At 60.4% G+C, this 23,485-nt stretch carries 16 protein-coding genes; 2 read left to right on the forward strand and 14 right to left on the reverse strand.

The genetic code is table 11. The features are described from left to right. Positions 1–10 precede the first annotated feature (10 nt). From ABH15_RS07975 to ABH15_RS08005, 7 genes are all read right to left on the reverse strand, one after another. A complete protein-coding gene (locus ABH15_RS07975) occupies positions 11–619 on the reverse strand; it encodes an archaellin/type IV pilin N-terminal domain-containing protein (protein WP_128693827.1) in 609 nt (202 codons plus the stop codon). A gap of 8 nt (positions 620–627) precedes the next feature. After that, positions 628–1,620 carry a cohesin domain-containing protein gene (locus tag ABH15_RS07980; RefSeq protein WP_164913672.1) on the reverse strand — a complete coding sequence of 331 codons (993 nt, stop codon included), beginning with the start codon at positions 1,618–1,620 and terminating at the stop codon, positions 628–630. A 15-nt stretch (positions 1,621–1,635) separates the two neighbouring features. Beyond that, a complete protein-coding gene (locus tag ABH15_RS07985) occupies positions 1,636–3,372 on the reverse strand; it encodes a S8 family serine peptidase (RefSeq protein ID WP_164913673.1) in 1,737 nt (578 codons plus the stop codon). Positions 3,373–3,615: 243 nt separating this feature from the next. Next, a complete protein-coding gene (locus ABH15_RS07990; RefSeq protein ID WP_128693830.1) occupies positions 3,616–4,866 on the reverse strand; it encodes a hypothetical protein in 1,251 nt (416 codons plus the stop codon). Positions 4,867–5,095: 229 nt separating this feature from the next. Continuing rightward, positions 5,096–8,143, reverse strand: a complete 3,048-nt coding sequence (locus ABH15_RS07995) for a beta strand repeat-containing protein (RefSeq protein WP_128693831.1) — start codon at positions 8,141–8,143, stop codon at positions 5,096–5,098. Positions 8,144–8,292: 149 nt separating this feature from the next. Next, positions 8,293–9,075 (reverse strand): hypothetical protein, encoded by a 783-nt coding sequence (locus ABH15_RS08000; protein ID WP_164913674.1) that lies wholly within the window; start codon positions 9,073–9,075, stop codon positions 8,293–8,295. A 22-nt stretch (positions 9,076–9,097) separates the two neighbouring features. Then, positions 9,098–15,013 (reverse strand): CARDB domain-containing protein, encoded by a 5,916-nt coding sequence (locus ABH15_RS08005; protein ID WP_128693833.1) that lies wholly within the window; start codon positions 15,011–15,013, stop codon positions 9,098–9,100. A 485-nt stretch (positions 15,014–15,498) separates the two neighbouring features. Here ABH15_RS08005 and ABH15_RS08010 point away from each other — a divergent pair, with 485 nt between their 5' ends. Beyond that, the gene (locus ABH15_RS08010) at positions 15,499–16,479 is read left to right on the forward strand and encodes a DUF1616 domain-containing protein (protein ID WP_128693834.1); all 981 of its coding nucleotides are present in this window, start codon (positions 15,499–15,501) and stop codon (positions 16,477–16,479) included. On the opposite strand, the gene ABH15_RS08015 is transcribed toward ABH15_RS08010, so the two are convergent. The 7 genes from ABH15_RS08015 to ABH15_RS08045 are packed head-to-tail and all read right to left on the reverse strand — an operon-like array spanning position 16,457 to position 22,853. Continuing rightward, positions 16,457–17,227 (reverse strand): hypothetical protein, encoded by a 771-nt coding sequence (locus ABH15_RS08015; protein ID WP_128693835.1) that lies wholly within the window; start codon positions 17,225–17,227, stop codon positions 16,457–16,459. The genes ABH15_RS08010 and ABH15_RS08015 overlap by 23 nt on opposite strands. Continuing rightward, positions 17,224–17,694, reverse strand: a complete 471-nt coding sequence (locus ABH15_RS08020; RefSeq protein WP_128693836.1) for a hypothetical protein — start codon at positions 17,692–17,694, stop codon at positions 17,224–17,226. The genes ABH15_RS08015 and ABH15_RS08020 overlap by 4 nt, the downstream gene beginning before the upstream one ends. Continuing rightward, entirely contained in the window at positions 17,691–19,004 is a 1,314-nt protein-coding gene (locus ABH15_RS08025; RefSeq protein WP_128693837.1) for a DUF58 domain-containing protein, read from the reverse strand. Before ABH15_RS08025 ends, ABH15_RS08020 begins: the two co-directional genes overlap by 4 nt. 3 nt (positions 19,005–19,007) lie before the next feature. Further along, positions 19,008–19,982, reverse strand: coding sequence for an AAA family ATPase (locus ABH15_RS08030; RefSeq protein ID WP_128693838.1), 975 nt, complete (start codon positions 19,980–19,982; stop codon positions 19,008–19,010). A 9-nt stretch (positions 19,983–19,991) separates the two neighbouring features. Beyond that, positions 19,992–20,873: a DUF4350 domain-containing protein gene (locus ABH15_RS08035; RefSeq protein ID WP_128693839.1), complete on the reverse strand. Its 882-nt coding sequence runs from the start codon at positions 20,871–20,873 to the stop codon at positions 19,992–19,994. Then, positions 20,863–22,590 carry a DUF4129 domain-containing protein gene (locus ABH15_RS08040; RefSeq protein ID WP_128693840.1) on the reverse strand — a complete coding sequence of 576 codons (1,728 nt, stop codon included), beginning with the start codon at positions 22,588–22,590 and terminating at the stop codon, positions 20,863–20,865. The genes ABH15_RS08035 and ABH15_RS08040 overlap by 11 nt, the downstream gene beginning before the upstream one ends. After that, positions 22,587–22,853: a hypothetical protein gene (locus ABH15_RS08045; RefSeq protein ID WP_338323525.1), complete on the reverse strand. Its 267-nt coding sequence runs from the start codon at positions 22,851–22,853 to the stop codon at positions 22,587–22,589. The genes ABH15_RS08040 and ABH15_RS08045 overlap by 4 nt, the downstream gene beginning before the upstream one ends. Positions 22,854–22,947: 94 nt before the next feature. Between ABH15_RS08045 and ABH15_RS08050 the strand changes: the two genes are divergently transcribed. Beyond that, positions 22,948–23,478: a hypothetical protein gene (locus ABH15_RS08050; protein WP_241648046.1), complete on the forward strand. Its 531-nt coding sequence runs from the start codon at positions 22,948–22,950 to the stop codon at positions 23,476–23,478. Positions 23,479–23,485 lie beyond the last annotated feature (7 nt).

Below are 23,485 nucleotides of genomic sequence, written 5' to 3' on the forward strand. Positions count from 1 at the left end.
CATCTCCTGTTCAGATCAGTTCATAGTAGTCGTTTGCCGTTATATCGGGTGGGGCTGTCCGTGTCAGCGCAAGGGCGACTCCCGTATCGGGGATGATCTCGACAGTGAAGGTATCCCCTTCGGCGATATTTGCGGTACTGAGATCGAGTTTGACCGCAACAAGTTCTCCCGCCTCGAGGATAGTATTGGAGTCTTTGCGGTATCGCCAGACTATCTCTTCTATCTTCGGATCCCCGGGAGGGATTGTCAGGAGAACATCATGGAGCGCTATCCGGTAGGACACCCGGGTCATATCGACGCCGGTCCCTTTGCTGGCGGTCTCGAGGTTGATCTCGACCTTGCCTACCTTCCCTCCGGACGGATCGCCCTGGCAGACCACCGTCCCGCCGAGGGCGAGCGCGTTTCCCGACTGCTCGATACCGGCGTGGATGACCTCCTGGCTCTTCTGGGTTGCAAAAAAACCGCTGCCGAGGACGACGAAGGAGAAGACCGAGGCGACGACGATAAAAGCGATGAGGATGATCGCCGCCTCAAGACCCGTAAAGGCCTCGTCGCCGTTCGCCGCCCCTGCCGGGAACCGGTGCCGTTTCTGCCTGGTTCCTGGAGCCGGGGTCTGCATGGTTCGTCTCACCGCCGGAGTATTGAGATCAGGAGCACACCGGCGAGTGCAAGCCAGATCGAGAAACCGGGCGCAGCGGTGCTCGCCGGAGTTGCCGGGCTCTCCGTGGTACGTATTGCCGTAAACGACGGCGTTACCACTGTCGTGCTCGCTGCTGTCGCCGTCGGCGTGGACACCTCTGCCGCTCCCGACGCTGCAGCGGAGAGAGACGTCGGTTCGGGTGTCGGGGTGGCCGTACCCGATGCTCCGCTAAGGTCGATGACGGCAACGAACGTCTGCTTCGCAAGATCGGTGATCGTCGCCGTCGGCACCGTGCAGGTTACCGTGTTCGGGCTCTCAGAAAGGGTATACTCGATACCCGCGGTCTCGAGATACTCGATGAGTGCTGCGACCTCTCCGGTCACCACAACCGGTATCCCCTCGGAAGCTCCTGTGCGGTCCATTCTGTCACGGAGGCTCTCCGTGACGAGCGCCGCGTGCGGTGTCGCCGTTGGCTCGGGGTCGCTTCCGCCGCTATCGGGGGTAGGCGTCGGCGTTCCGGCAATATGTATCTGCCCGCTCCGAAGAGAGGCCTCGATCTCTGCTCCGGTGGGCGTGGCATCGGTCAGGGTCGCCGAGACAATCGTGAGTGACGTGGAGGCACCTGCAGCCCCTACCGCCTCGATCCCGATCTCGCAGACCGTCGCCGCTCCTTCAAGTCCGGGGCTCTGGATCTGGAAAGCACCTATCCGGGCGGTTCCGAGCGAGTTATTGTAGTTCGAAAGCGGCCCGGTATCGAAACTCCCACCGCTCACCCCGGTCACCTGCACGACCGCAGGGTTGTACGCAAGGTCGAGTGCGATCGTTCCGAGGTTCTCGGCGCCCGTCACGGAGACCTCCGCGACCGTCGTCTCACCCGGATTGAGAGTGATATCCTGAATCGATACCGTAGGTATGGCCTGCACCGCAACCGTTGCGTATGCCAGGCAGACGATAACCAGTATCCATTGCCATCTCTTCATCATAGTTCACCAGGATTAGTGCAATTCCAGAAAGCCCGGTACGCTGAGCACGTGCTTTGCCAGGTACATGGCGTCGGGCATGCCGACCGTTCCGTCGTTCGTGACGTCGGCGATGTTCGTATCGATATTCTCATATCCCTCGGTTCCGAGGAGATGCCGTGCGGTGTACAGGGCGTCGTAGAGGGTCACCCGGTTGTCCCTGGTGACGTCGCCGTTCCTGATCACGAGCAGCGGTATCGTGGCTGACGTGTTCGTACAGCCATAGGTGTCGGTTGCGGTGAGGGCAAGGTCGAACGGCCGGTAGGCTCCGTCGATGTACGGGGAGGGTACGCTGCTCGAGACGTTCAGCACCCAGGTCGCCCCCGTGCTCCGGTTCATTGCTACGGCGGGTGCGCCGCCGAGCGGGGAGAGATCGATTGTCACGGTTGCGATCGGGTTGTCGCCGGTGACGGTAGCCGTCAGTGTCGTGGCCTCCCCGATGCCCGGAGTGCCGCCGCCGAGGCTTGGGATGGATGCCGGTATCACCGTGCTCTCCGCAAGGGTGATAACCGATCGGCTGACGACCGCTTCGAAGGCGTCCACCCTGCCGTAGCCGTAGTACGAGTCCCTTCCGGCCGCGCCGAGATCGTCGGCGGTGGCCGCGAGGAGAGAGCGGAGCTCTGCATTCGTCATATCGGGATAGCGAGACTTGACGAGAGCGGAGACGCCTGCGACGAAGGGGGTTGCCATCGATGTTCCCGAGGAGCTTTTGTACTGCCCCCCCGGCCAGGTCGAGTAGATCCCTCTCCCCGGCACGACGAGCTCCTGCTCGCTGCCGTAATTGCTGAAGTCGCTGAGTACATTATTCGAATCGAGAGACCCGACCGCTATCACCGTGCTGAGGGCGGCAGGATAGAGGACGGGGCTGCGATACCCGTTTCCCGAGGCTGCGACGACGAGACACCCATTATCCCACGCATACTGGCAGGCTTCCTGCAGCGTAGTGGACGGGCTGCTGCTCCCGAGGCTGAGACTGATGATATCCGCACCATTGTCGACGGCGTGGGTGATGCCGCTCGCAACAGTGGATGAATAGCCGCCACCTCCTGCGTCGAGCACCTTCTCGGCAAGAATGCCGACCTGCGCGATCCCGGCAACACCGGCGCTGTTGTTGATCGTCGCGGCGGCGATACCGGCGCAATGGGTGCCGTGGCCGTTATCGTCCCGTGGATCGGCGTCGCCGTTCACCCAGTCATACCCGCCTGCCAGGTAGTTTGCTGCAAGGTCGGGGTGGGTATAGTCGACTCCGGAATCCACGATGGCTATGATGACGCTCGCGTCGCCCTGCTCGAGGTTCCATGCCTCGTCGGCCCTGATGGCGGCAGGCCCCCACTGGAGGGAATAGTAGGGATCGTTTGGAAGGAACGATGCCGGAGTGCAGGCGTATACGGGATAGTCCGGTTCGACGAATGCCACGTCCTCCCGGGCCGCCATCCCGGCGATAAACCGGTTGGTATCGTTCACCGCATAGATGACGGCATTCAGCGGTTCGCAGGTCTCGACCACCGCCGCACCGGCGATCTCTTCGGGTATCGGATCGGAAGAGGACACTGCTGCAACCTGCAGGCGTACCGGAGACGGCGTTTTGTAGCCGACGATCACACGCCCCGGAGTGCCCGTATCGTCGAAGGATGCTGCAATGGCGAGAGCAGGTATCAGGAGTATTCCCGCAAGGAATGAAAATGCCAGTAATCGCTGTATATGGTTGTCCATCGTTCTGTTCCCGTTCCGGTCGTTGACACAGTGTCTTTTTGGATACGATATATATAATTGTTCCTTCCGCATAAATGCCGCGAAACCTCTTCTTTTAAAAATCTGTGTTATCCCCCGGATGCATGGGGCTTAGCATGACGTCGTGCCGGAGCAAAGGTCGGACTCATCGGTACGACCCGGCGCTCTGTGGTGCGCCCTCGAAAAAAAGTGAAGGAGATGATCCCGGGCTCTTGCCCGGGAAGGTTACTGCCTCTTCCGGGCTACCAGCAGTGCCCCGCCGGCGATCGCCGCAAGCGAGAGCATGCCGAGGAACCAGGCGTCAGGTCCTGCCTTCTGGGTCGGCGTCCCGGTCACCGGCGTCGTCTCGCCGGAGGCAGGGATGACTGTGGGGCTCTCCACGTCCGGGGTCACCGTCGCCTCGCTGGCAAAGGTCATGAGGGCGAACTGCCCGGGGGCGGTGATATCGGCAACGATGGCGTTCCCTTCGATACGGCTCGGGACGATCGTCCAGGTGCCGCTTGCGTACGCCGCAAGGAACGGAGTGGCCGCTTCACCGTTCAGGCGGAGGGAGAGTGTTGCGGCGGGGCTGAACCGTGCCGCTGCGGGCGAGACGACGTAGGTTCCCGCGATGACCTGCCAGTCGGCGGGGACGCTCATCGGGCTTGACTCGATGATGGCGAGGCTCTCCGGGTTTACCCCGGTGATCGCATCGCGGGCGACGATGATCCCGGCGACACCGTCGAGCGATCCCGCAGAAATGCTGTTGGACGGTTCAGGGGTGGTCGTCGGTATGCTGCCGGACGGTGCACCCGTTGAACCGCTGCTCCCGGGCAAGGTGGTGGCGGTCGGGGATGCCGTGGGCGTCTGTGTCGGTGTCGCCGTCGGCACCTCGCCGATGATGATATTCTTATTCACTTCTTCGTTGCCGTTGACGAGGATGACGATCCGTGCCGTTCCCTGGTCGATCCCCGCGAGATCGAAGGTTATCTGCGAGTTATCAGGACCCATCTTCGTCCCGGAGAGTTCGAGTGAGAAATCGACACTCTCCGACCCGGATACGGCATCGCCGTAGGCGCGGAGCAGGTCTACGGAACCGCCTTTAATATTTTCGAGCCCCTGCGGATCGGGGTTCACGACACCGTCGTCATTATCGAACGCTTCTATGCTTTTTGCAGTGCCGCCGGTCTGTACTCGGAGTCCGGCACGCGTCGCCGGTTCGGCGCGAATCCGTACGACGGGACTATTGAGCGAGAAGGGGATGTTCACGTTGGTGGCCTCGAAACTGAACTCGTCCTGGCCTTCGAGGCCGACCGTGGCCTCCATCCGGAGCGCGAATGTGCTGCCGTTCGCAAGACCGGCAGCGTTGATCGTAACGGTATCGCCGCTCTCGATATGGTCGGGGGTAATTGAGATGTCGAGGGCCGCTGCTCCTTCCACCGCGCAGAAGGCGAGCAGAATAAGGCCGCATAGGGTAAGTAATCGTTGATGCTTCATAGGACACCCGTCGCGCTAATATGTGGTCATCTCTATCTCCGTAATTTTATCTAACCTTATCGATATTTTATGGCCGGCTATGATGGCTCTGCCTGTCGGTGTGGTATTTTATACCGATAATTTCGGAAGATGCGGCAAAATGAGCGCTCTTTTGTGGCGAAATGCTTATAGAGCGAATCGATCTTTCGGGAAAACTCCCCGGATACTTCGTGAGTGCAAAAAAAGATGGTTAGTTGTCCTTCTTCATGTAGAAGAACGCTGCTCCCGCGACGACGATGATCGCGACGATGGCGATGATGATCATCATGAACGGAAGTTCTTCGGTAGGCTGTGCCGGGGTCGTCGGGGTGACCTCAGTCGGGGTGGCCGTTACGACTTCAGTCGGGGTGGCCGTCGGCAGGACACCGGTGGTGTAGACGACCGCGAACATGCTGAAGTGCGTGACGGTGGCGGTCACCGTTCTCGTAGCCGCGTTGACCGTGGTCGGGACATCCTCCCAGGCATCGGTCTCTGCGTTGTACCACTTGAACGTCGGCACCTGGCCGCTGGCGATCATCGCGTTCCAGTCCTCTTCGGAGAGGGTGGCGGTGAGCGTCATGCCCGGGTTGAAGGTGGCGCCTGCAGGGCCGCACTCATAGACGTAGCCGGAAACGCTGAAGAGGGCACCCGCCGGGGCTGCCGGAGCGTCGCTGGCCCGCTCGATGGTGATGCTACTGATGGGGTTGCCGTCTGCATCGAGAGCACGCACACCCGACTGCAGGGTGAGTTTCGCGCTCTCGTCGCTTGCAACGACGGCGATCGTCTTGGTCACGATACCGCTGCTGCTGGTCGAGACCACACCGCTTCCCTCATAGGTAACGACGCTACGGCTGCTGCCGCCGCCGCCGCCACCGCCGCCACTGGGCGTGTACGGCGTGGGCGTGGGGGTCGGCGGGGTTACCGGCACCAGGGAGATGCTGGCCTGGTTGTAGAGGGTCATGTTACCGTTGTTCTCGGTGAACATGTAGAGGTAGTAGTTGCCGGCGACAAGGCCGCTCGTTGCGACCTGGACGGTGCTCGAGTTCGTTGCAGTACCGTATTTGCCGTAGCCGGGCGTGATGTAGATGTTGCTGATGAGTTTCTCAACGGTCGTGTTGCCGTTCGCGTAGAGCCTCACGTCCTCGAGCGATCCGGTGCCGAGGGTCGTGAGGTTCAGCGCCATAGCGCCGGTGTAGGTCGCGTCCCTGTTGATCAGGAGCGCTGCGATGTTCTGCCCGGTGCTGCCTGCAGTGACCACGACGGGGCTGCCGATGGTGTAGCTCGAGGCGCTCGGGTTGATGTTCTGGCCACTCGCGGCGACCTGGAAGGTCTCCATGGTGATGATGCTGAACCGGTCCTGGTCGACGCAGACCGCGAGGACGACATACTCACCGGCGCCGAGATCGCTGATCTGCAGGGGCGTCGTGATGCCCGTTGCGGTTGCCGAGTTGAAACCGGCGTCGAGGTTGAGGTAGTTCGAGCGGATAGCGCTCATCAGGTTGCTGGACGCGCTGATGGTACCTTCCTGCTTGAGGATGGTGATCGACCCGTCATTTGCTACACTGATGATACCGTAGCCGTACTGTCCGCCACCCTTGCCGTAGAGCACGATCTTGTCCTGGCTGAGCAGTTCCTGGAGCGTGCCTGCCGACGGGGAGGTGCTGGACGGGTTTCTGATCATCTGGTCGAGCAGGGTGCTGTTCGCCTTGCCGATCATGATGGTGGCGTTGTCGACGTCGGGCACCTGGATCGTGAAGTCGAGGCTGCCGGTGGGGGTCGCGTAGATCTTGATCGCCGCAGGCAGCTCGCCGGCGGTTATGGGATCGTTCTTCCGGTTGTCGAGGGTTGCATTGCTTCCCGGGACGATCGTCTTCGTAAACGTGCCGAAGGTCGGGAAGGTCATCGCCGTGTTCGGGCCGGTCAGGGTGATCGCCCGGGCGACGTCGAAGTAGTTGAAGATAGCCGTCTTCGAGAGATCGATGCCTGCAAAGGTGCCGAGCGAGGCATCGTTGTAGTAGGCGAGATAGTTGTTGTAGAGGTGGAACTGTGCGCTCTGACCCTGGTTGCCGGCGAGGTCGACCGCAGAGACGGTCAGGTTCCGGTTGCCGGGCGCGGTGTTCAGGAAGAGCATGCCGGGGTTTGTCGTGTTGGTGACGGTCTCCACCCATGCCTGCTTGAAGTTCGCGTCGGTTACGGTGTAGGAGATGATCAGGTTCTCGTTCGCCTCGACGAATCCGTCACCGTCGGAGTCCTGGATGCCGGTGATGGTAACGACGGGCGCTGTGGTGTCCTTGGTGAAGGTCACGGTCGCGCTCTGCTGGGAGGCGTCAAGCGAGCTCGTGCCGTTGACGACGACTACGTAGGTGTTGTCCGCGAGGACGCCGTACGAGGCGTAGTTGAGGGCGATGGCTCCGTCGGTTGCGCCGCCGCTGACCGTACAGTCAGTCGTGACGTCGACGTTGTTTAAGAACATCTTGACACTTGCCTGGTTCACCTGCACGAAGGCCGCGGTGATCGGGGGCTGTGCCTGGTTCGTGTAGTTGCCGTCCGCAGGAGCGGTGATGGTGACACCGGACTGGGCGACGGTGACGTAGTGGATCCTTGTGCCGATGTTTCCTGTCAGGTCGCTTGCCGAGACTGCGACCGGGACGTTGGTTCCGATAGCGACGCCGCTCTTCGTGGCGGTGACACGGTACCCGCCGGCAATGGCCACGGTGTTCAGGGTGTCGGCCTGCTCGCCGCCGACGCTGACAGCGATGCTGGTCACGTTCACACCACCGACATCGGTGATATCAGCGACGACGGTCACGGACTGTGCAACCGTTGCGCCGTCAGCCGGGGATGAGATAGTGATCGCAGGCGAGGTGTAATCGGTTGTGGTGAACGTACCGGGTACGAGGGAGTACTGACCTGTCACATCGCCGCCGACCTTTTCATCGACTTCATGATTCGCATAAGCGCCGTCGATGGCGATTGCGGTTGAAGTGCCGTCGTGGACAAGTGCATTACAGGTCAGGGACAGCAGCGTCTGATTTCCGGTAACACTCTTGCTGCCGGAGAAGTCCTGGACATAGACAATACCATTTGTTACGGGAACAGGTGGATTGTAGAACTGCCCAAGCCCTGCGTAGTCAGTAACGGCCGTGACATTCATCACTGCCGGGTCCCAGGTGATCTTTAAGTTATACCCGTTGAGCTGATCCGAACCGTTACAGGTTACGAATATCTCAACCCCCGCAGTGCCCGTTGCGGACGACACCTGCAGCTCTTTTGCGGCAGATGCTCCGGAAACGGCAAACACGGAGAGAATGAATAGAATGCTAATGCATAAGCAAGCTTGGCGTATGGTGGACATACTTACTCCTCTCGAGGTTTGATTTCTAACATCAGATAAAAAGTTTTGTAAATTTAAATAAGTTTTCTTATCTTTGCGAGGCAAATTGCGGCAATAATCACTCCGCTAATTACGAGTAGCGGGCTCGACGGTGACCTGGGGGTTGTTTGGGGTTCGGTGCTTTTTGCCGTCGTTTCTGCCGACACCGCGGGCGCCAAAGAAGGCGATGGCGTCGGCAGCGGCGTGCTGCCCTCCGTGAGTGCAGGGGATGCGGCAGGTATCACCGTCGATGATGGCTCCGGAGTTCCGGAGGGCGCGGGTGCCGGGTTGCCGGTGACACCCGACCCGGTAGACCCGCCGGTTGCAGTGGATGTTGATCCACTTGCAGTGCCGGTCGGGGGCACGTATCCGGTTTCCGGCTGATAGGCAGGCACTGTGGGCGTCGGCGAGCCGGTTGCATCGGGCATGGCGCCGATTGTATTGGAGACCGCCACATCATTGAGGTCGCTGTCATACAGTTCGTACACCACGATCGAGAAATTGCCCTTACCGGCATAGGTAAACCTGGCAAGGCGGGCAGAGTACGTATCGCCTCCGGTAAACCCGACGATCCGTGTCCACCCTTCATCGTTCCTGATCCCGAACACGCCGGTGTAGGGCGGGAGCGCTTCGACATCCAGAATACTGGTATCTGCAGAGTAGTTCAGCTGGATATTGTATCCTGCGATCTTTGTCGAATCACTGGCTACAAAGGTGAGATACTGCTGATCGCCATCACTCTCGATGACGATCTCACTTGCTGCTGTCACTGAAACGAGTGCGATTGCGAGTAAAAAAATGAGTGCTGTTCGGGTCATAGACCCAATCCTCCTCCCCTCATTAGAGGGGCTGGTAGTTGTCGTCGTACTGACCGGGGATCAGATACTGTGCAATGCTGATTGCATCCTGCAGCCGTATACGGCCTGAGTCGTCGACATCGCCGTAGAACTCATCGTTACCCGTCAGTTCTCCCTGACCCGGCAAGAGCGACTGTGCAATGGTGATGGCGTCGGTCAGACGGATCCTGCCGTTGTTGTCGACATCTCCGAGCATTCTGCCCTCGAAGTCGAGGTAGATCTGATCGATATCTCCGGTATCGACGTTGTTCAGGATGAGCTGGCCGTTCTCGATGGTGAAGTCGGTGTAGGCGAACCATCCGGAGGCGTTGTGCACGAGCACGCTGATCGTGTCGTTCACCATCGCCGTGCCGATAGTCCGGTTGACCGTCGGGATCTCGACTGCAATCGTCGCCCGTCCGCCGCTGCTCGAGATACTCGAGTTGAACGACGTCATGGCTCTGGTCGCGGCATTCCAGCGGTTGGTACTGCCGTTGCTGATAGTCTCCTCGATAGCCGGCGGCATCACGCGTGCATTGCCGCTCGCGCCCTCGATCTGTGCGATGTGCGGCAGCGTGCGGTCGGAGACGAACTGGGCACTGTAGGTCGTGGTATCGCCGGGTGTGACGGTGATGGTGGTGTTGACCCAGGAGGTCTCGTTCCGGATTGCGACGGCGTAGGCGCCCTCGACCCGCTCCACTGAGGTGATGTTGGTGTTCACTGCGACCGCTGCACCGTCAACGTAGAAGTCGGCGAGAACCGCTGCTCCCTCTTCGTTGACTGCATCCAGCGTGATGTTTCCGTAGCCCTTGATGTAGGTTGCCCCGTCGGCGACCGCCATCCAGGTGTCGTTGTACATCGGGTAGGCACGTGCTTCGACCGAGTTGTTGCCGTAAGCCTCGAAGGTCAGCGGCACGTAGAAGGTCTTGCTCGCGCCGGCGGTGATACTCGGCTGCGATTCGTCGTCAGAGCCGGGGTAGACGTAGAGTTTCGCCGTGGTGGCGTTGTACATGTGGTTGATGTAGACCGGGCTGCCTTCGGAGAGGTAGTACGCGGTGGCCGAGCCCGTTGCACTGCCCGTGAAGTTCACGCGGGACGTGATCGGGATCTCGATGATCATCGTCGTCTGATCCACGGCTCCGGGCCCGTTGTTGTTAATCGTGAACCCGACGTCGGCAGCGTCGCCTTCGGTGAGCGTGTATCCGCTGTTCGGGATAGCCACGTCGAGGAAGAAGTCGGTTGCGATCGGGTCGATGAACTCCGCGGGGATGGATGCATATGCGATAGACTGCGGCACCTTCTCGAAGCTGTTGACCTCGACGAAGAGTTTCGCCTCATCCACGGTTCCGACATCCGACTTGCCGGAGACGATCACCTGTGCCACGGAGTCTGCCGAGGGGACGCTGTAGAGCGAGGCCACCTGGGCGGGCGAGAGGGTGTAGACGTACTGGAAGTTGGCATTGTCGAACTGGATGTTGTTCAGCGACCATACGGTGTCGCCGTTTCCGTTCTTCAGCTCCGCGTCGACGTTGAAGTTGATGGTTGCGTGCGGCTGCACCTGGGTTAAGGTGTTGATGACGACTGCGGTCGTCCGGGTGCTGCCCCAGCCCCAGCTGCCCTTGGCGCCGAGCAGGTAGCGGACACCGCCGGCGATCGTCTCGTTGTCGGCGTCGAGTCCGGACCGGTTCAGGGCGAGGACTGCGTGAGCCGTGGCCTCGGCGCTCTGGTCCCAGGAGTAGGATCCTGCCAACGCTGCGCTCTTCTGGTTCAGGAGTTTCGTCTGCAGGGCGGTGATGTTGCTGTTGATAAGCGCAGCATCGCCGAGACCGTGTTCGCGGATCGCGACGAGACCGTAGATCCCGTGAGCGACTGCCTGCGGCCCCTCGCTGTTGTAGTTGTGGTTCTCGAGCCAGGTGAGCGACTTGTTCAGGGTGGCGTTCACGCTGGTCTTCATCGTGTCGTTGAGGTAGGGATAGTCGTTTGCCAGCTTCTCGCTGGTGAACCCAGTCCACTCCACCTCGTTGTAGATGTAGCCGTAACCGGACCAGCGCCCATCGGTCTTCTGCTGGTTGATCAGCCAGTTCGAACTTGCGTTCAGGTTGATCTCGTCAGGAGTGAAGTTGACCGCACTGCCCCAGTACTCGGGGTCGTTGTCGTTTAAGAGTTCGGTGATGACGTAGTTCGGGTAGAGCGTGTAGAACGCAGACGGCCTTGAGTTCTTGCCCCAGGCCCATCCGCCGGATCCGTCACCGTACGATGCGCCCGGGAGCTGCTGGGCGTTGTAGCCGTTCGGTGCGCTCATCCGCGCGATGGCATCCTGCATGTTCTGCTGGAAGGAAGCGTTCATCGCGTCGGTCAGCGCCCCGCGCTGCTCGTAGTACTGCTTAACTCTGAGGATAGCGAGCGCCGGGCTCATCGTCTGCTCGGGGCATCCGTGCGGGTAGCCGACGAGCTGTTCAAGACCGTTCAGCGTCCTTCCCTCCGCTCCCGCGGCGAGGGTCACTTTGACGCTCTTCCCCTGCGAAGGCGACCGGTTGAAGACGTCGAAAGGCACCGCATCTCCGGCAGTGTCGGCGATCAGGGTGCTGTTGACCACCTTGATGTCGAGGAGCGGTTCCAGCACCCGGATGGTGCCGTTGACGTAGTCGGACTCGCCGCGCGCTTCAAGGCTGATCGAGTAGTCGAACGTGCCGAGCACCTTCGGTCTGATGTAATACCAGGTCACCGAGTTCCAGGTCGAGTCGTAGCAGTACGGCTGGAGCGTCGCCGGGTAGTAGTAGTGGAGGTCGAAGGGCGAGTCCTGTGACAGGTCGACCGGCGTCCCGTTCGGATACCAGATCGAGAGGGTGGCGTTTGGCCGTGCCGGCTGGTTTGCGGTGTAGTAGGTGCCGAGCGAGAAGTACTGGTTGACGTACGGGGTCTTGTTGTAGTTGTAGTACCGCTCGTAGTAGTTCTCGTTCGTGGTGGTGATCTCGAGGGTGAACGGCTGAATTACGGTGTTCCGGACGGCGGCATTTCCTATGGGGTAGTCGTCACCGGAGATCTGCGCCTTCACCTCGTAGGTGCCGGGCACCATGGGTTTCCATGTGTTGATCGTGAAGTACTTGCTTGCGTAGGCGCCGAGCGGCACCGACGAGGCCGACCAGATCTCGGTGCCGTTGATCGTCACGTTGACGTCGACGGTGACCGGGTTGGTCTTCGCGTTCCAGACGCTGACCGATATGGTCTGGTTGTAGCCCTCCGAACCGATCGTCGGGACATACAGGTTCACGCGTGCATCGGAGACATTCTCCTGCGTGTACAGGCCTTTCGTAATGCCGAGATTGAGATAATTGCCGCCGGTCGTCTTGACGTAGGCGTCGGTCTGCGAGTCGAGTACACTCGTTCTGCCTGCATCGGCTCTTGCTTTCAGGGTGATATCGGCAACGTTGATGTTACCGAAGATGTTGACGTCCGTCCCGGTGATCGTTACCCGTCCGTAGGACGACGACCAGGTGACACCGCTTCCGGTCTTTACGGAGGATACGTAGCAGACGGTCGGGTCATACTTGATCGGTACGGAGAACGCCGTGATCGGTGCGGAGACATTCGTCAGCCAGAGAGAGAGCGTCGCGTCTGACGACGTCGAACCGGTCACACTCGGCAGAATGACGGTCACGGGTGCGTAGGCCTGGTAGCCGGTCGTGCGGGTGTTGTTGTTCGGGTTCGTCTCGACCTCGGCACCGTCGCTGTTGACGGTGACGGTGAAGGCCTTCTGGCTGCTGCCGATCGCAACGCCGGTCAGGGTCTGTGTCCAGGACTCGCCGGGCTGCAGGGCGGGAACATTGTAGATGGTGCTCGCACCCTGGTTTGTGAAGTTGAGCTTCGTCGCGACCGCGTAGACGTTGCCGATGTTCCGAACACCGTAGGTCACGTTGTAGGTGCCGGGCACGACCTCTTCCTGGATGGTGGTCTCGCTCGACGGGAGACCGGCGGTCAGTTCGGTCGAGAGAACCGGGATGAGATCGGGTTTCGTGATGGCGGCCTGGTGGGTGACGTAGTTGTTCTCCTCGTTGACCTCTTCGACCTCATTGTCGACATCGATTCCAAGGCCGATGGAGTAGTCGCCGACGCTGATGTCACCGCCGGTCGTGATGACGTAGGTGCGTTCCGATCCCGATCCGCCCATGACGACACTGGTCTCCGGGTAGCCGGGGATGACATTCATCGTCATGTGGTAGGTGAGCTTCCCACCGGCGGCGATGTCGTCGGTGATGGTAATGTTTGTCTTCTGGCTTCCAAAGCCTCCCTCAATCTTGAAGTCCTCGGTGACGCCCACGGTGCCGACGTTCTCGATCACCATGGTGGTCGTGAAGTTGAGGTGGCCGTCTGCGTACTTCTTGATGTATGCAGGGGCGTCCACGAGGTAGCCGCGGAGGTCGGCGCCCGCCGGTGAGACGATGGTTACTTCGCCATTTACGATGCTCGCGAACGGAGTGCTGATCGTTACGTTCTCGCGGGGGTAGTACCACTTCTGGATGTGGTAGTACGCGGCGAATTCGGTCTTATCACCGACATCTCCGACCGCCTTCATTTTGAAATCGGCGAGCGGCGTGACAGCGTTCGTGTTCAGACCTCTCGTATTGTTGAAGAACAGCCAGGCGGAGCTGGATCCGCTTTCATACTCGCTCAGCCACGGGTCGTCGAGCATCACGCCGGCAGCGGTAGCGGTCTGGCTTACGGTGATGTTCGCGATGTTCGTGAAGGTGACGATGGAACTGTTGTAGTTAGGGACGCACATCATCTCGTCGACCAGTCCCAGGTCCTGTACGGAGAGCGAGAGCGTCTTCTGGGTGCCGACGGTCACGGTGCCGTTCGGTAACGTGAGTATACCGCGGGCCGCCGGGATGTTGCCGCCGGATGCGGTGACGGTGCCGTTGACAGTCCTGTTGAACTGGAAGTCCCAGTACGCTGCTGCGCCGACGTCGGCGCCGGACTGCATCTGCTCGATGATATCGGTGCTGTAGAGGTTGACGGAGCCGGTTCCGTAAGACCCGTACATGACGGTCTTACTCTCGCCCGCCCTGTCCGTTGTCCGGTAGGTGATATCGAGGATCGGTGTCGAATCCGAGACGGTAAGCCCTGCTGGTGCGAAGACGTAGGCATTAACGTAGCCTATCGTAGAGGAGTACTCGCCTTCGAGCATTCCGTTGCCGCCCCATCCGTTCGAGAGGAAAACGCCCTCCGGCATCCCCTGGCTGAGCTGCATATCCTCAACGGCGATGTAGGCCGCATCGAACTCGACCTGGATCCACACCGCGGTCGCGTCCGTCAGGTTTGCAACGCTGACGCTGAAGGTACCGCTCTGCCCGGAAGCGATGCTCCCGGATGGCCCCGTGAGTGTTGACAGGGGTGCCTGCGTCGGGGTCGGAGTCGGCGTCACCGTGGGTGTGCCGCCCAGAACCGTGAACGTGCCGTTGACGGTGGTGACCGGGATGCTTTCACCGCCTTCGCTTTCGAGGCACATGACGCTGAGGTTCAGCGGGCTCGTCTCCCCGGCAGTGCCGACAGCCCGCAGACTCACATTACAGACCTTCACCGGGCCGGTGAGTTCGGAGCCGCTGATCTGCAGTCCCCCGATGGAGGCCCAGCCGGTTTCGTTGTCGATGAAGTAGATCGGGGTGTCAAAGTCGCTGCCCGAAAGTGCATCGACGTAGACCACATCCGGATCGTACACAAGGGCGACACCGCATGTGGCGGGGGATGTCGGAAGATCGTTGATCATAATCGGTACGGTCATCGTCCCGCCCGGGGCGACCGCGGCGCCACCAACAGATATGGTGGTCGCCACGACCGCGCCCGCGGGAAGAATGATCATTGCTATCAGGATGAGTAGCAATGGCAGAATTTTAGCGGTATTCTTCGCTTCTTTTTCAGTCATACTCTTCCACCTCAAAAGGATTCTTGCGGAAGGGAACAGTTGTGCTCTGATGTAGGGAGATACGTAGATCTTCTCTCAATGGTGGATAAATACATTTCTGTTTACAGAATTTCCACAAAACAGGTTTAAACGAAATTATATTTGATATTTGAGCTATTTTTCGATTGCACCTGATCAGCGGCTCCGGCAAAGCACCCCGTGATACATACGTCTTCTGCCCGAAATAGTCTCTTCCCATTCCGTTTCTCCGGTTTGGGGCGATGCCGGAAGCCGGCGCACCACCCCGAAGGCTACGATGCCTATCCGTGCGTGGTTAACCGTCAGTGCCTGTCTGAATCCGTATATAATGGTATCCCGATGCCGGATGCCGTCTTTTTGGAGAGCATCCGGCCGTGCGGAGCCTTTTTGAATTGGAACCCGTGGAATCGAATCTTTCCGTCCCGGAGATATCTATTTATTCGATCATCCATCTATGAGATAACTGAATGCCACCCGACGCTTCCGCCGATGCGCTGATCACTGCACTGAACCCGCGGGCGATTCCTCGCGACCTCGCGATAATCTATGCCTGGATCCTCGTAACTCTCGCGAGTATCTATCTCCCTGTGTTCAATACCAGTTTTCTTCGGGTGCTCTTCGCGCTCCCCTTCATCCTCTTCATCCCCGGATACCTCCTGATCGCCGCGCTCTTCCCGAGAAGCGACGATCTCGATGGCATAGAACGCGTCGCCCTCTCGTTCGGACTCTCCATCGCGGTCGTCCCGCTGATCGGGCTTGCCCTGAACTACACGCCGTGGGGTATCAGGCTCGATCCGATCGTCGCCTCGCTCCTGATCTTCAGTGCCGCGATGGGGCTCATCGCCCAGTACCGGCGCTCGGCCGTCCCTGCCGGAGAGCGGTTCGTCGTTCCTTTCGGCGAGGCCGCCGCTGCCGTTCGCGGAGAATTCTTCAATAAAGACGCCTCCCGCCTTGACCGGGTCTTAAGCATCGTGCTGCTCGCCTCGATCCTGGTCGCCGTCGCGACGACGGTCTACGTCATAGCCGTCCCGAAAGAAGGGGAGAAGTTCACCGAGTTCTATATCCTCGGGTCGAAAGGCATGGCTGCGGACTACCCGACCGACTTTGCCGCGGGAACCGCTCAGACGGTGATCATCGGGGTGGGGAACCACGAATACCGGAACGTCACCTATACCGTCGAGACCCTCGGGCTCAACCAGGTCTTCGATGAGACGACGAACGAGTCCGCGATTCTGTCGTCGACACTGCTCGACCGGTTCACCGTGACCGTGCCGCATAACGAGACCGTCGAACAACCTTATACGTTTACCCTCACCGATCCTGCGGTGAACCGGGTTGAGTTCCTCCTCTATGAAAATCCCCCGGCAGACTCGGTGACCGCGGCCGAGCGGATCAACGAAAGTTACCGCGACCTGCACCTCTGGGTCAGGGTACGACCGACAGGATGAGCCGGAGCGTCCGGCTCTTTTTATCCGCCGTCGCCTGCTCGATGGTGCAGGCTTGTCCGGTCCCTTTCGCCAGCATGCACGCAATCAGGCTGCAGATTGGGCAGGGGCACATGGTGCAGGGCTTCTGAGACTCTTTCTGAACCTCCGCACACCCGTCGATGAGCCGGTATCCCCGGAGTTCGACGACGATCGAGTCGCCCGCCCGCGACGCCTCGACCGTCTCGGCAACCTCGAGGACTTCTTCACAGACCTCCCGGATCGCTGCGAGGATCTCCTCCTCCTCGCCGGGCAGCCGGAGATCAGACGATGCTTCGAGCAGCCTGAGCAGCGGGTAGCCGAGCGGCGGTATGACAACACCACTTCCGTCACTGCCGGTCTGAAGCGAGAACCCGTCGGCCGATTCGATAGGCCGATACGACGAGGCCGGGATCACCTGCATCACCGAAGGGCCGGCTGTATCTGCTGCTGCGGGAACCATGGTGGCATTCCCCTTGATCCCGAGGTCGGCGCAGATCCGGGCGATGTCGAGGGTGCCCTGCACCGCAAGAAGGCTCGTAAATCGCGTATCAAGCCCTTCCTCCTTCGAGAACGTCAGGACGAAGACGCCTGCGATGAAACTGCTCACCGCTCCGAGCACCAGGGTGGCGCTCGTCATGTCGCCCCGGTTCGTCACCGCAACGATAACCATGATGACGGCCGCTGCGGCGAAGAGGGCGACTGCGGCCAGGGTGTATTCATTCTGTTTCATATCTCTTCTTCTCCGAGACAGGTCTTCTGCAGCTGGTATCCGGAAAGGGCAATGGCGACCGATGCGATGACGACTCCTGCCCCGATCGCAAGAACCGGCAGGAGGGTGTGGCGAAACGCCGCCATACCCGGGTAGATGAGCAGGATCGCTCCCGCGAGAACGGCGAAGGGAACGGCTTCGTGCCGCGATCGAAGGAGATTGTGCGCCCGGAGAAAGACGGCGAAGAGCAGGATCTGCAAGGAAAGCGCGGGGAGCAGCGCTCCCGTCCCGACAGCGATGACGGGCGCCTCTCCGGCGCAGAGGAGATAAAAGCCCCGGTCGGGGAGGGTGCGGGTCGCCCGCTCTGCGACGATGTATACACCGAGCAGGGCGACTATCAGGTACCAGATATCCGATAGGGCGGCGGCCGCAAGCGTGGCGATGCAGAACGCGGCGACAAGGCCGCCGGTCAGCGTCTCTTCTCTCACGCGATCACCTCGACGCTCTCGACGTCGGCGGCGAGCAGTGCTTTGAGCATGCCCGGCGACGCGGCGCTCTCCGGAATGCGGAGGTGGACGTCCTTCTGCATCCGTTTTGCCTGGGTGATCGTCTGCCATATGTGGCTCAGATCCCCCTCGAACGGGCTGAAGATGTACACTGCCCCGGCATTGATCGATCCCATAACCCTGCCCATCTGCATCTCAAAGGCCGTCTTCTGATCCCGGTGCATCTCCCGGTATACCGAAGCGAGCGTGGCGGCGAAGTGGTAATCCGGAGAGTCTTTCGGCAGGCGGGCGATGTCCCGTTCGCATCTCCCGAGTTTCGATCGAACGGCGACCTCGTCCCGGGCATAGTACTGGTGGACGAGCCGTTCGGCAGGTCGCAGGTCTCCGACGGCAGACATAACCCGGTGGATGTCGCGCTCGCCCGGGAGGTAGCGCACGACGTTTCCGCCCGAGATGATGAGGAGCGAGACGAACCGGTGCTCCAAAATTGCATCCTCGAGCGCTCCGGTCACCGCGGATACGAGCGGGTCGCTGTCCGGCATCTCCGGGCGGAGCGTGGCGTCGGGAAGATCGACGAGGATCAGGGGAAGGTTTCCCTGCTGGCTTGAATACTCTTTGACGAAGAGTTTCTGGTGTTTCGCGGAGAGTTTCCAGTCTATCCGGCGGGGGTCGTCGCCCGTGACGTACTCCCGGAACGAATGGATGCTGTACCCGGAAAACGACGATCGTTCCCGTCGCTCCGCATCTCCGTAATCCCTGCCCCCGCTCTCGCTCTCAAAAGCACCCGACGGGTGCACGAGGATCTCAGGCAGCGTATCTTCTCCCCTCCTGAATGCGAGATCTCCGGTAAAGAACGGATCGGCGATCGTCACGCCGATTCCGGAAAACCTCACCTCTCCCCGTGCCATGATCCGCGCCCGGTAGGTGATGACCGCCGTTCCCTCGCCGGGCCTGGTGGTGGAGGCCGTAGCATCTCCTCCAATCAGGACGGACCCCGCCGGGGGCATGTCGCGGACGGCAAGGGTCGTCTGTTCGGGCAGAGTATAACTTATGGCGACCGTCACGTCGACGACGCCTCCCTGTCTGATGATCGTCCGGTTCGTCGTGCGGTCGACCGTGACCGAGCGGGCTATCGTCCGCATCTTTCGGTCGAAGATGATAGCCCGTGATACGAGGAGCAGGACGAGTGCTGCTCCCGGGAGGAAGGCTGCCGGTTCGTCGAGCACCAGGGCGAATACAAGGAGTACCAGAATGAGTGCGGCGACGCCTTGCGTGCACCGTGTCGCCTGCACGGTCTATGGCACCTCTACCGCATCAAGGATCTCCCCGATGATCTGTTTGGTGGTGATGCCCCCGATCTCCGCCTCGCGCTCGAGCATGATCCGGTGCTGGAGGACCGCGGGTGCCATCCTCTTGATGTCGTCCGGGATGACATACTCCCGGTTCTGCAGTGCGGCAACTGCTTTTCCTCCCCTGACAAGAGCGATCGACGCACGGGAACTCGCCCCGAGGCGCACGTCCCCGTGCATCCGCGTGGCGACGACGAGGTCGCGGATATATTGCAGGACGGGCTCCTCGACACGGATCTTATTCGTCACCTCGACGATATGCTCGATGGTGTTTCTGTTCATCACCGGCGTCAGACGCTCAAAGAAGGGCTGCCACTTCAGCGCACCGGTATGCTCCCGCCTGACCACCTCAAGTTCGTCGTCCCCCGAGAGGTGGTGCGAGTTGTAACTGAACATGAACCGGTCTTTCTGCGCCTCGATGAGCGGGAACGTTCCTTCGAACTCGAAGGGGTTCTGGGTGGCGATGACGAAGAACGGCGAGTAGAGATCGAGCGTGATACCGTCGATCGTCGCCTGCCGTTCGCTCATCACCTCGATAAAGGCACTCTGGGTCTTCGGGTTGAGACGGTTGATCTCGTCGATGAGGAGAATATTTGCAAAGACCGGCCCTCTTCGAAGCTGGAACTCCTTCGTCTCCTGGTCGTAGACCCGCACTCCGATGATATCCGCGGGCTGGGTATCGACCGCGCACTGCACCCGGCGGAACTCGCACCCGGTGATCCGGGCCATCGCTTTTGCGATCGTCGTCTTCGCGGTTCCCGGGACTCCCTCGATAAGGACGTGGCCGCCCGAGAGGACGCCGATCACCAGCAGTTCGATGAGTTCGTCGTTGCCGACAATATACTGGTTCAGCATACCGTGGGTGGCGTTGTAGATATTTGTCAGCAGGGAGAGTTCCTTTGTCATGTTCGCGTCGGTCATGGTGATCGCCTAGAGTATGTTCCTTCGAAATGCGTACGCAACCAGCAGAAGTACGGTACATATGAGAATTATTTTTATTATGGTTGTGCTTTTCACGGCAGCAAGCAGGGATGTGACGGCGCTGCCGCTCGTCGTCTCCGAGTTGGTCAGATCGATGAGCAGGGTTTCGTTGCCTTCGAGAATATTTTGGACGAACTGCTGGTTGTCGCGGACGCTTCCGAGCGTGAGCATGCCGTTGATGAAGAGGCTCGGGTCGGCGAGAACGAAGAGGTCTCCCTCGCCGATCCGCTCGTATGCCACGACCCCGTGCTTCCCGAGCGTCTCGTCTGCATCGATATGCAGGTCTCCGTCCGTGTCGACGAAACTTAAGATCGAGGTCTCGAGGAGTATCTCGCCGCCGGTGAGCGAGGCGGGCCGGTTCATCACGACGATCTCCACTCCTTCGGTGAGGGTACTGTTCGCGCTCCGGTAGGCAAGGACGGTATGGGGGTTGCTGTACTCGGCGTCCATGCTCGAGAGGTTCCCGTCCTGTATCCGGATCGTGCTGCCGAGTCCCGCGAGCAGCTGGTTCGCCGTGCCGAAGTCGTCCGCGAGAACGAGCGTGCTCCCCGCCTCGACGTAGTCCCGGTAGCGAGCGATCGCCTCGTCGTCGAACGCCGCTCCCGGCGCGATCAGGAGGAGGCGGGAGTGCGGGTAGGCGTCGAGGTCGTCGAGGTCGGTGATAGTCACGGCACCGAGGTCCCCCGCCCGTTCGAAGAGCACGGAGGTGCCGTTCCACTGGATGTTGTACCTGCTGTAATCCTCTGTTGTCGTGGCGAGGTGAACGAAGAGCACCGCGGCCAGCAGGAGGAGGATACACCCGACCAGCGCGAATAGATTCTTAATCTGCATCACGCTCCGTATCTTCGGAGATCTGCTCGAAGAGGCCTGCAAGCTCCCGGCGCTCCTCGTCCGTCGGCTGCTTTCCGCCGTAGCGGACGGCCTCGTATCTCCGGACGAACTCGGCAAGCCGTTCTCCGAGGGGGAGTCTTCTGCAGGCCGCGAGGAGCTCCCGCGGGGTCATGGCGAGGTGGTTGTCGATCCGCTGCGCCTTTGCGATCCTGCCTGCGAGGTGCAGGTAGAGTGCGTGAACCGCATCGCTGATCCGGCCTCCGGCAACCAGCCGGGCGAACTTCTCGGCGGCGTTCTCGTCCTCTCCGGGAAGGGGCTCTTCGACTGCCGGTTCATCCGGTAGATCGGCACGCTCTTCCGAAAGCGCCTCTGCCGCCGGTTCGCCCGGCTGCCCCCGCCGCCTGCGGATGTACCAGACGCTGCCTATCGCGGCGAGGAGGAGGAAACCCCCGTAGACGAAGATCGGGGAGCCGAAGAGCGAGGGTGCGATCTCTACGAGCACGGGAGCGCTCTCCGTCCCGTTGAGGGGGAAGGACGAGCTCTCGAATATCGCCGTGACCCGGTAGGTGCCCGCCTCGAACTGCTGCTCGAGGGTATAGTTTCCGGTATCGTCCGTCGTCGCCGTCGCGATTGTCCTGCCGTCCGCCGTTAGCCGGACGGGAGCATCGGCGACCGGTATCTCTCCTGCCCGGAGGCTGCCGGCAAGCGTCCGGTTCTCCGCCCGTGCCCCCTCCACCACCTCAAGGGTGAGGACGGTGTCGAGCGGGAGGACGGTGAAGGTGACGACCTCCGAGTAGGTGGAACCGTGGACGGCGTAAGCGAGGTGCTTCCCTGCCCGGATCCGGTCGACGGTGAAGGTGGTGCCGTACCGCCCGTCGTCGCCGGTGGCGACCGTCGTCCAGTACTTGCTGTCGATGTAGAGGGTGACGTTCTCTCTGCCGACACGCTTCCCCGTCAGTTCTCCCGACGCCCAGAGCCGGTCCTGGTACACGCCGGTATCCGGACTGATCGCAATCGAGAGCCGCTGCGGCGTGGTCGGAGGAGCGGGGGTCTCCGTCCGGCGCGTTTCCTGCTTCGCCTCGATCTCCTCGACGATCTCCTCGAAGTCGTCGATGCTCTGCTCGTAGGTCGTAGTATCGAGCTCGAAACGGGAGCTCGTGTTCACCATCGCGCTCTCGCGGGACCGGTAGCCTTTGAAGTTCTCGGCGATCTGCGATCGCAGCGCTTCGCCCTCGTAGCTGACCGAGTAGAGGAGGTCGGGGCGGTTTTCGTCGCGATAGCGGATCTCGAGGCTCTGCAACTCCTGGAACCGCCGGGTGTCGTTTAAGAGCGACTGCATGCTCTCGACATTCTTTTTATTGTTCCTCCGGAACTCCTCAAGCTCCGTCTCCGACATATCGAGGTTGATCACCATGCTGTCGAGGCGCCGGGACTGCTCCATGTACTGCTGCAGATCGCGCTCGGCAGATTCGAAGTCCTTCAGCTTGATATTCAGTACGAGCGTGCCGGTGTTGTCGAGCACCTCGGACATCAGCGGGAGGAGTACCTGGGACTGCTCGCGGGAGATCTGCTTCAGCGCCTCCGGGTTCTGGTGGAACGGGGTATCAGAGTCGCTTTTGAATGTGTAGAGGGCGGGGGACGCCGCATATTGGGCGATAAGGGCAAAGAATAGGACTGCAAGGACTACGAGCAGAACCTGCGTGTACCGCCGCTTCATGAATTCAGGATCTCCAGGACTTTATGGGCGACGATGGCACCGAAGAGGATGACGCCCGTTGCAATCGCATACCGAAGATAGTGCAGGTAGGACGGCCGCGAGAACGCCGGATCGATCAGTTCCACGGCGATAAGAATGCCGATGAGCCAGAGGACGAAGAAGATCTCGAGATCGAGGTTTCCTGCGAGGATCATGAAGAACGTGACGATGAGCAGCCAGACGATGAGCCCGCCCGCAGCCAGATGTTTCTTTTTGATCGTCACGGCATCTTCCCCCTATACCCCTTTCTTTTGTAGGATTTTTGGAAATACCTCTGTCAGGTAGAGATCTATTGGTTACAAATATTTATAAAACCAAATGACATTACTGCCTGAGGAGGTATTCGAGATGAGACGCTATGGTTTGGTACTTCTGTCGCTCCTGGTTGCGGCGCTCCTGGTCGCTCCGGCCGGTGCGTTCACCGCCGATTCTCTCGACATCGCCGTCGATGAGAGCGGAGATGCAGAGGTGAGGTTTGATTATTCGTTCTCGTGGATCGAGCAGATTGCTGTCTTCTTCAAGATAACGGCGCCCGAACAGGAACTGAAGAGCGCACTTGAGAGTTACTCGGGGAAACCCGTCACGATCGTTGCGGTAAAGAGCGGGTACTCCGTCTTCGACGTCCGTGAGTTCGCCCATATCAGGGAGAACGGGACGAGCAGGGTCTACACGCTTCCGGCACTTGACTTCACCGCAGCCGAGAAGAAACTCAAGGAATACTGGTTTGCCCCGCTCATCGAGGCCGATTTCTCCCCGGCAGTGACCACCGTCCGCTTCCCCGACGGCTACGAGGAGAAGGTCTTTGATCAGAGTGCGATCCCGTCGCTCTCCCACGAGATAACCGCATAACCTTTTT

Origin of the sequence: Methanoculleus taiwanensis, from assembly GCF_004102725.1 — an archaeon.
Classification (GTDB): domain Archaea; phylum Halobacteriota; class Methanomicrobia; order Methanomicrobiales; family Methanoculleaceae; genus Methanoculleus_A; species Methanoculleus_A taiwanensis.

Coding starts and splice junctions, on each gene's coding strand:
- ABH15_RS07975 (WP_128693827.1), bottom strand. CDS start 619: ATGCAGACCCCGGCTCCAGGAACCAGGCAGAAACGGCACCGGTTCCCG.
- ABH15_RS07980 (WP_164913672.1), bottom strand. CDS start 1,620: ATGAAGAGATGGCAATGGATACTGGTTATCGTCTGCCTGGCATACGCA.
- ABH15_RS07985 (WP_164913673.1), bottom strand. CDS start 3,372: ATGGACAACCATATACAGCGATTACTGGCATTTTCATTCCTTGCGGGA.
- ABH15_RS07990 (WP_128693830.1), bottom strand. CDS start 4,866: ATGAAGCATCAACGATTACTTACCCTATGCGGCCTTATTCTGCTCGCC.
- ABH15_RS08000 (WP_164913674.1), bottom strand. CDS start 9,075: ATGACCCGAACAGCACTCATTTTTTTACTCGCAATCGCACTCGTTTCA.
- ABH15_RS08005 (WP_128693833.1), bottom strand. CDS start 15,013: ATGACTGAAAAAGAAGCGAAGAATACCGCTAAAATTCTGCCATTGCTA.
- ABH15_RS08010 (WP_128693834.1), top strand. CDS start 15,499: ATGCCACCCGACGCTTCCGCCGATGCGCTGATCACTGCACTGAACCCG.
- ABH15_RS08015 (WP_128693835.1), bottom strand. CDS start 17,227: ATGAAACAGAATGAATACACCCTGGCCGCAGTCGCCCTCTTCGCCGCA.
- ABH15_RS08030 (WP_128693838.1), bottom strand. CDS start 19,982: ATGACCGACGCGAACATGACAAAGGAACTCTCCCTGCTGACAAATATC.
- ABH15_RS08035 (WP_128693839.1), bottom strand. CDS start 20,873: ATGCAGATTAAGAATCTATTCGCGCTGGTCGGGTGTATCCTCCTCCTG.
- ABH15_RS08040 (WP_128693840.1), bottom strand. CDS start 22,590: ATGAAGCGGCGGTACACGCAGGTTCTGCTCGTAGTCCTTGCAGTCCTA.
- ABH15_RS08050 (WP_241648046.1), top strand. CDS start 22,948: ATGACATTACTGCCTGAGGAGGTATTCGAGATGAGACGCTATGGTTTG.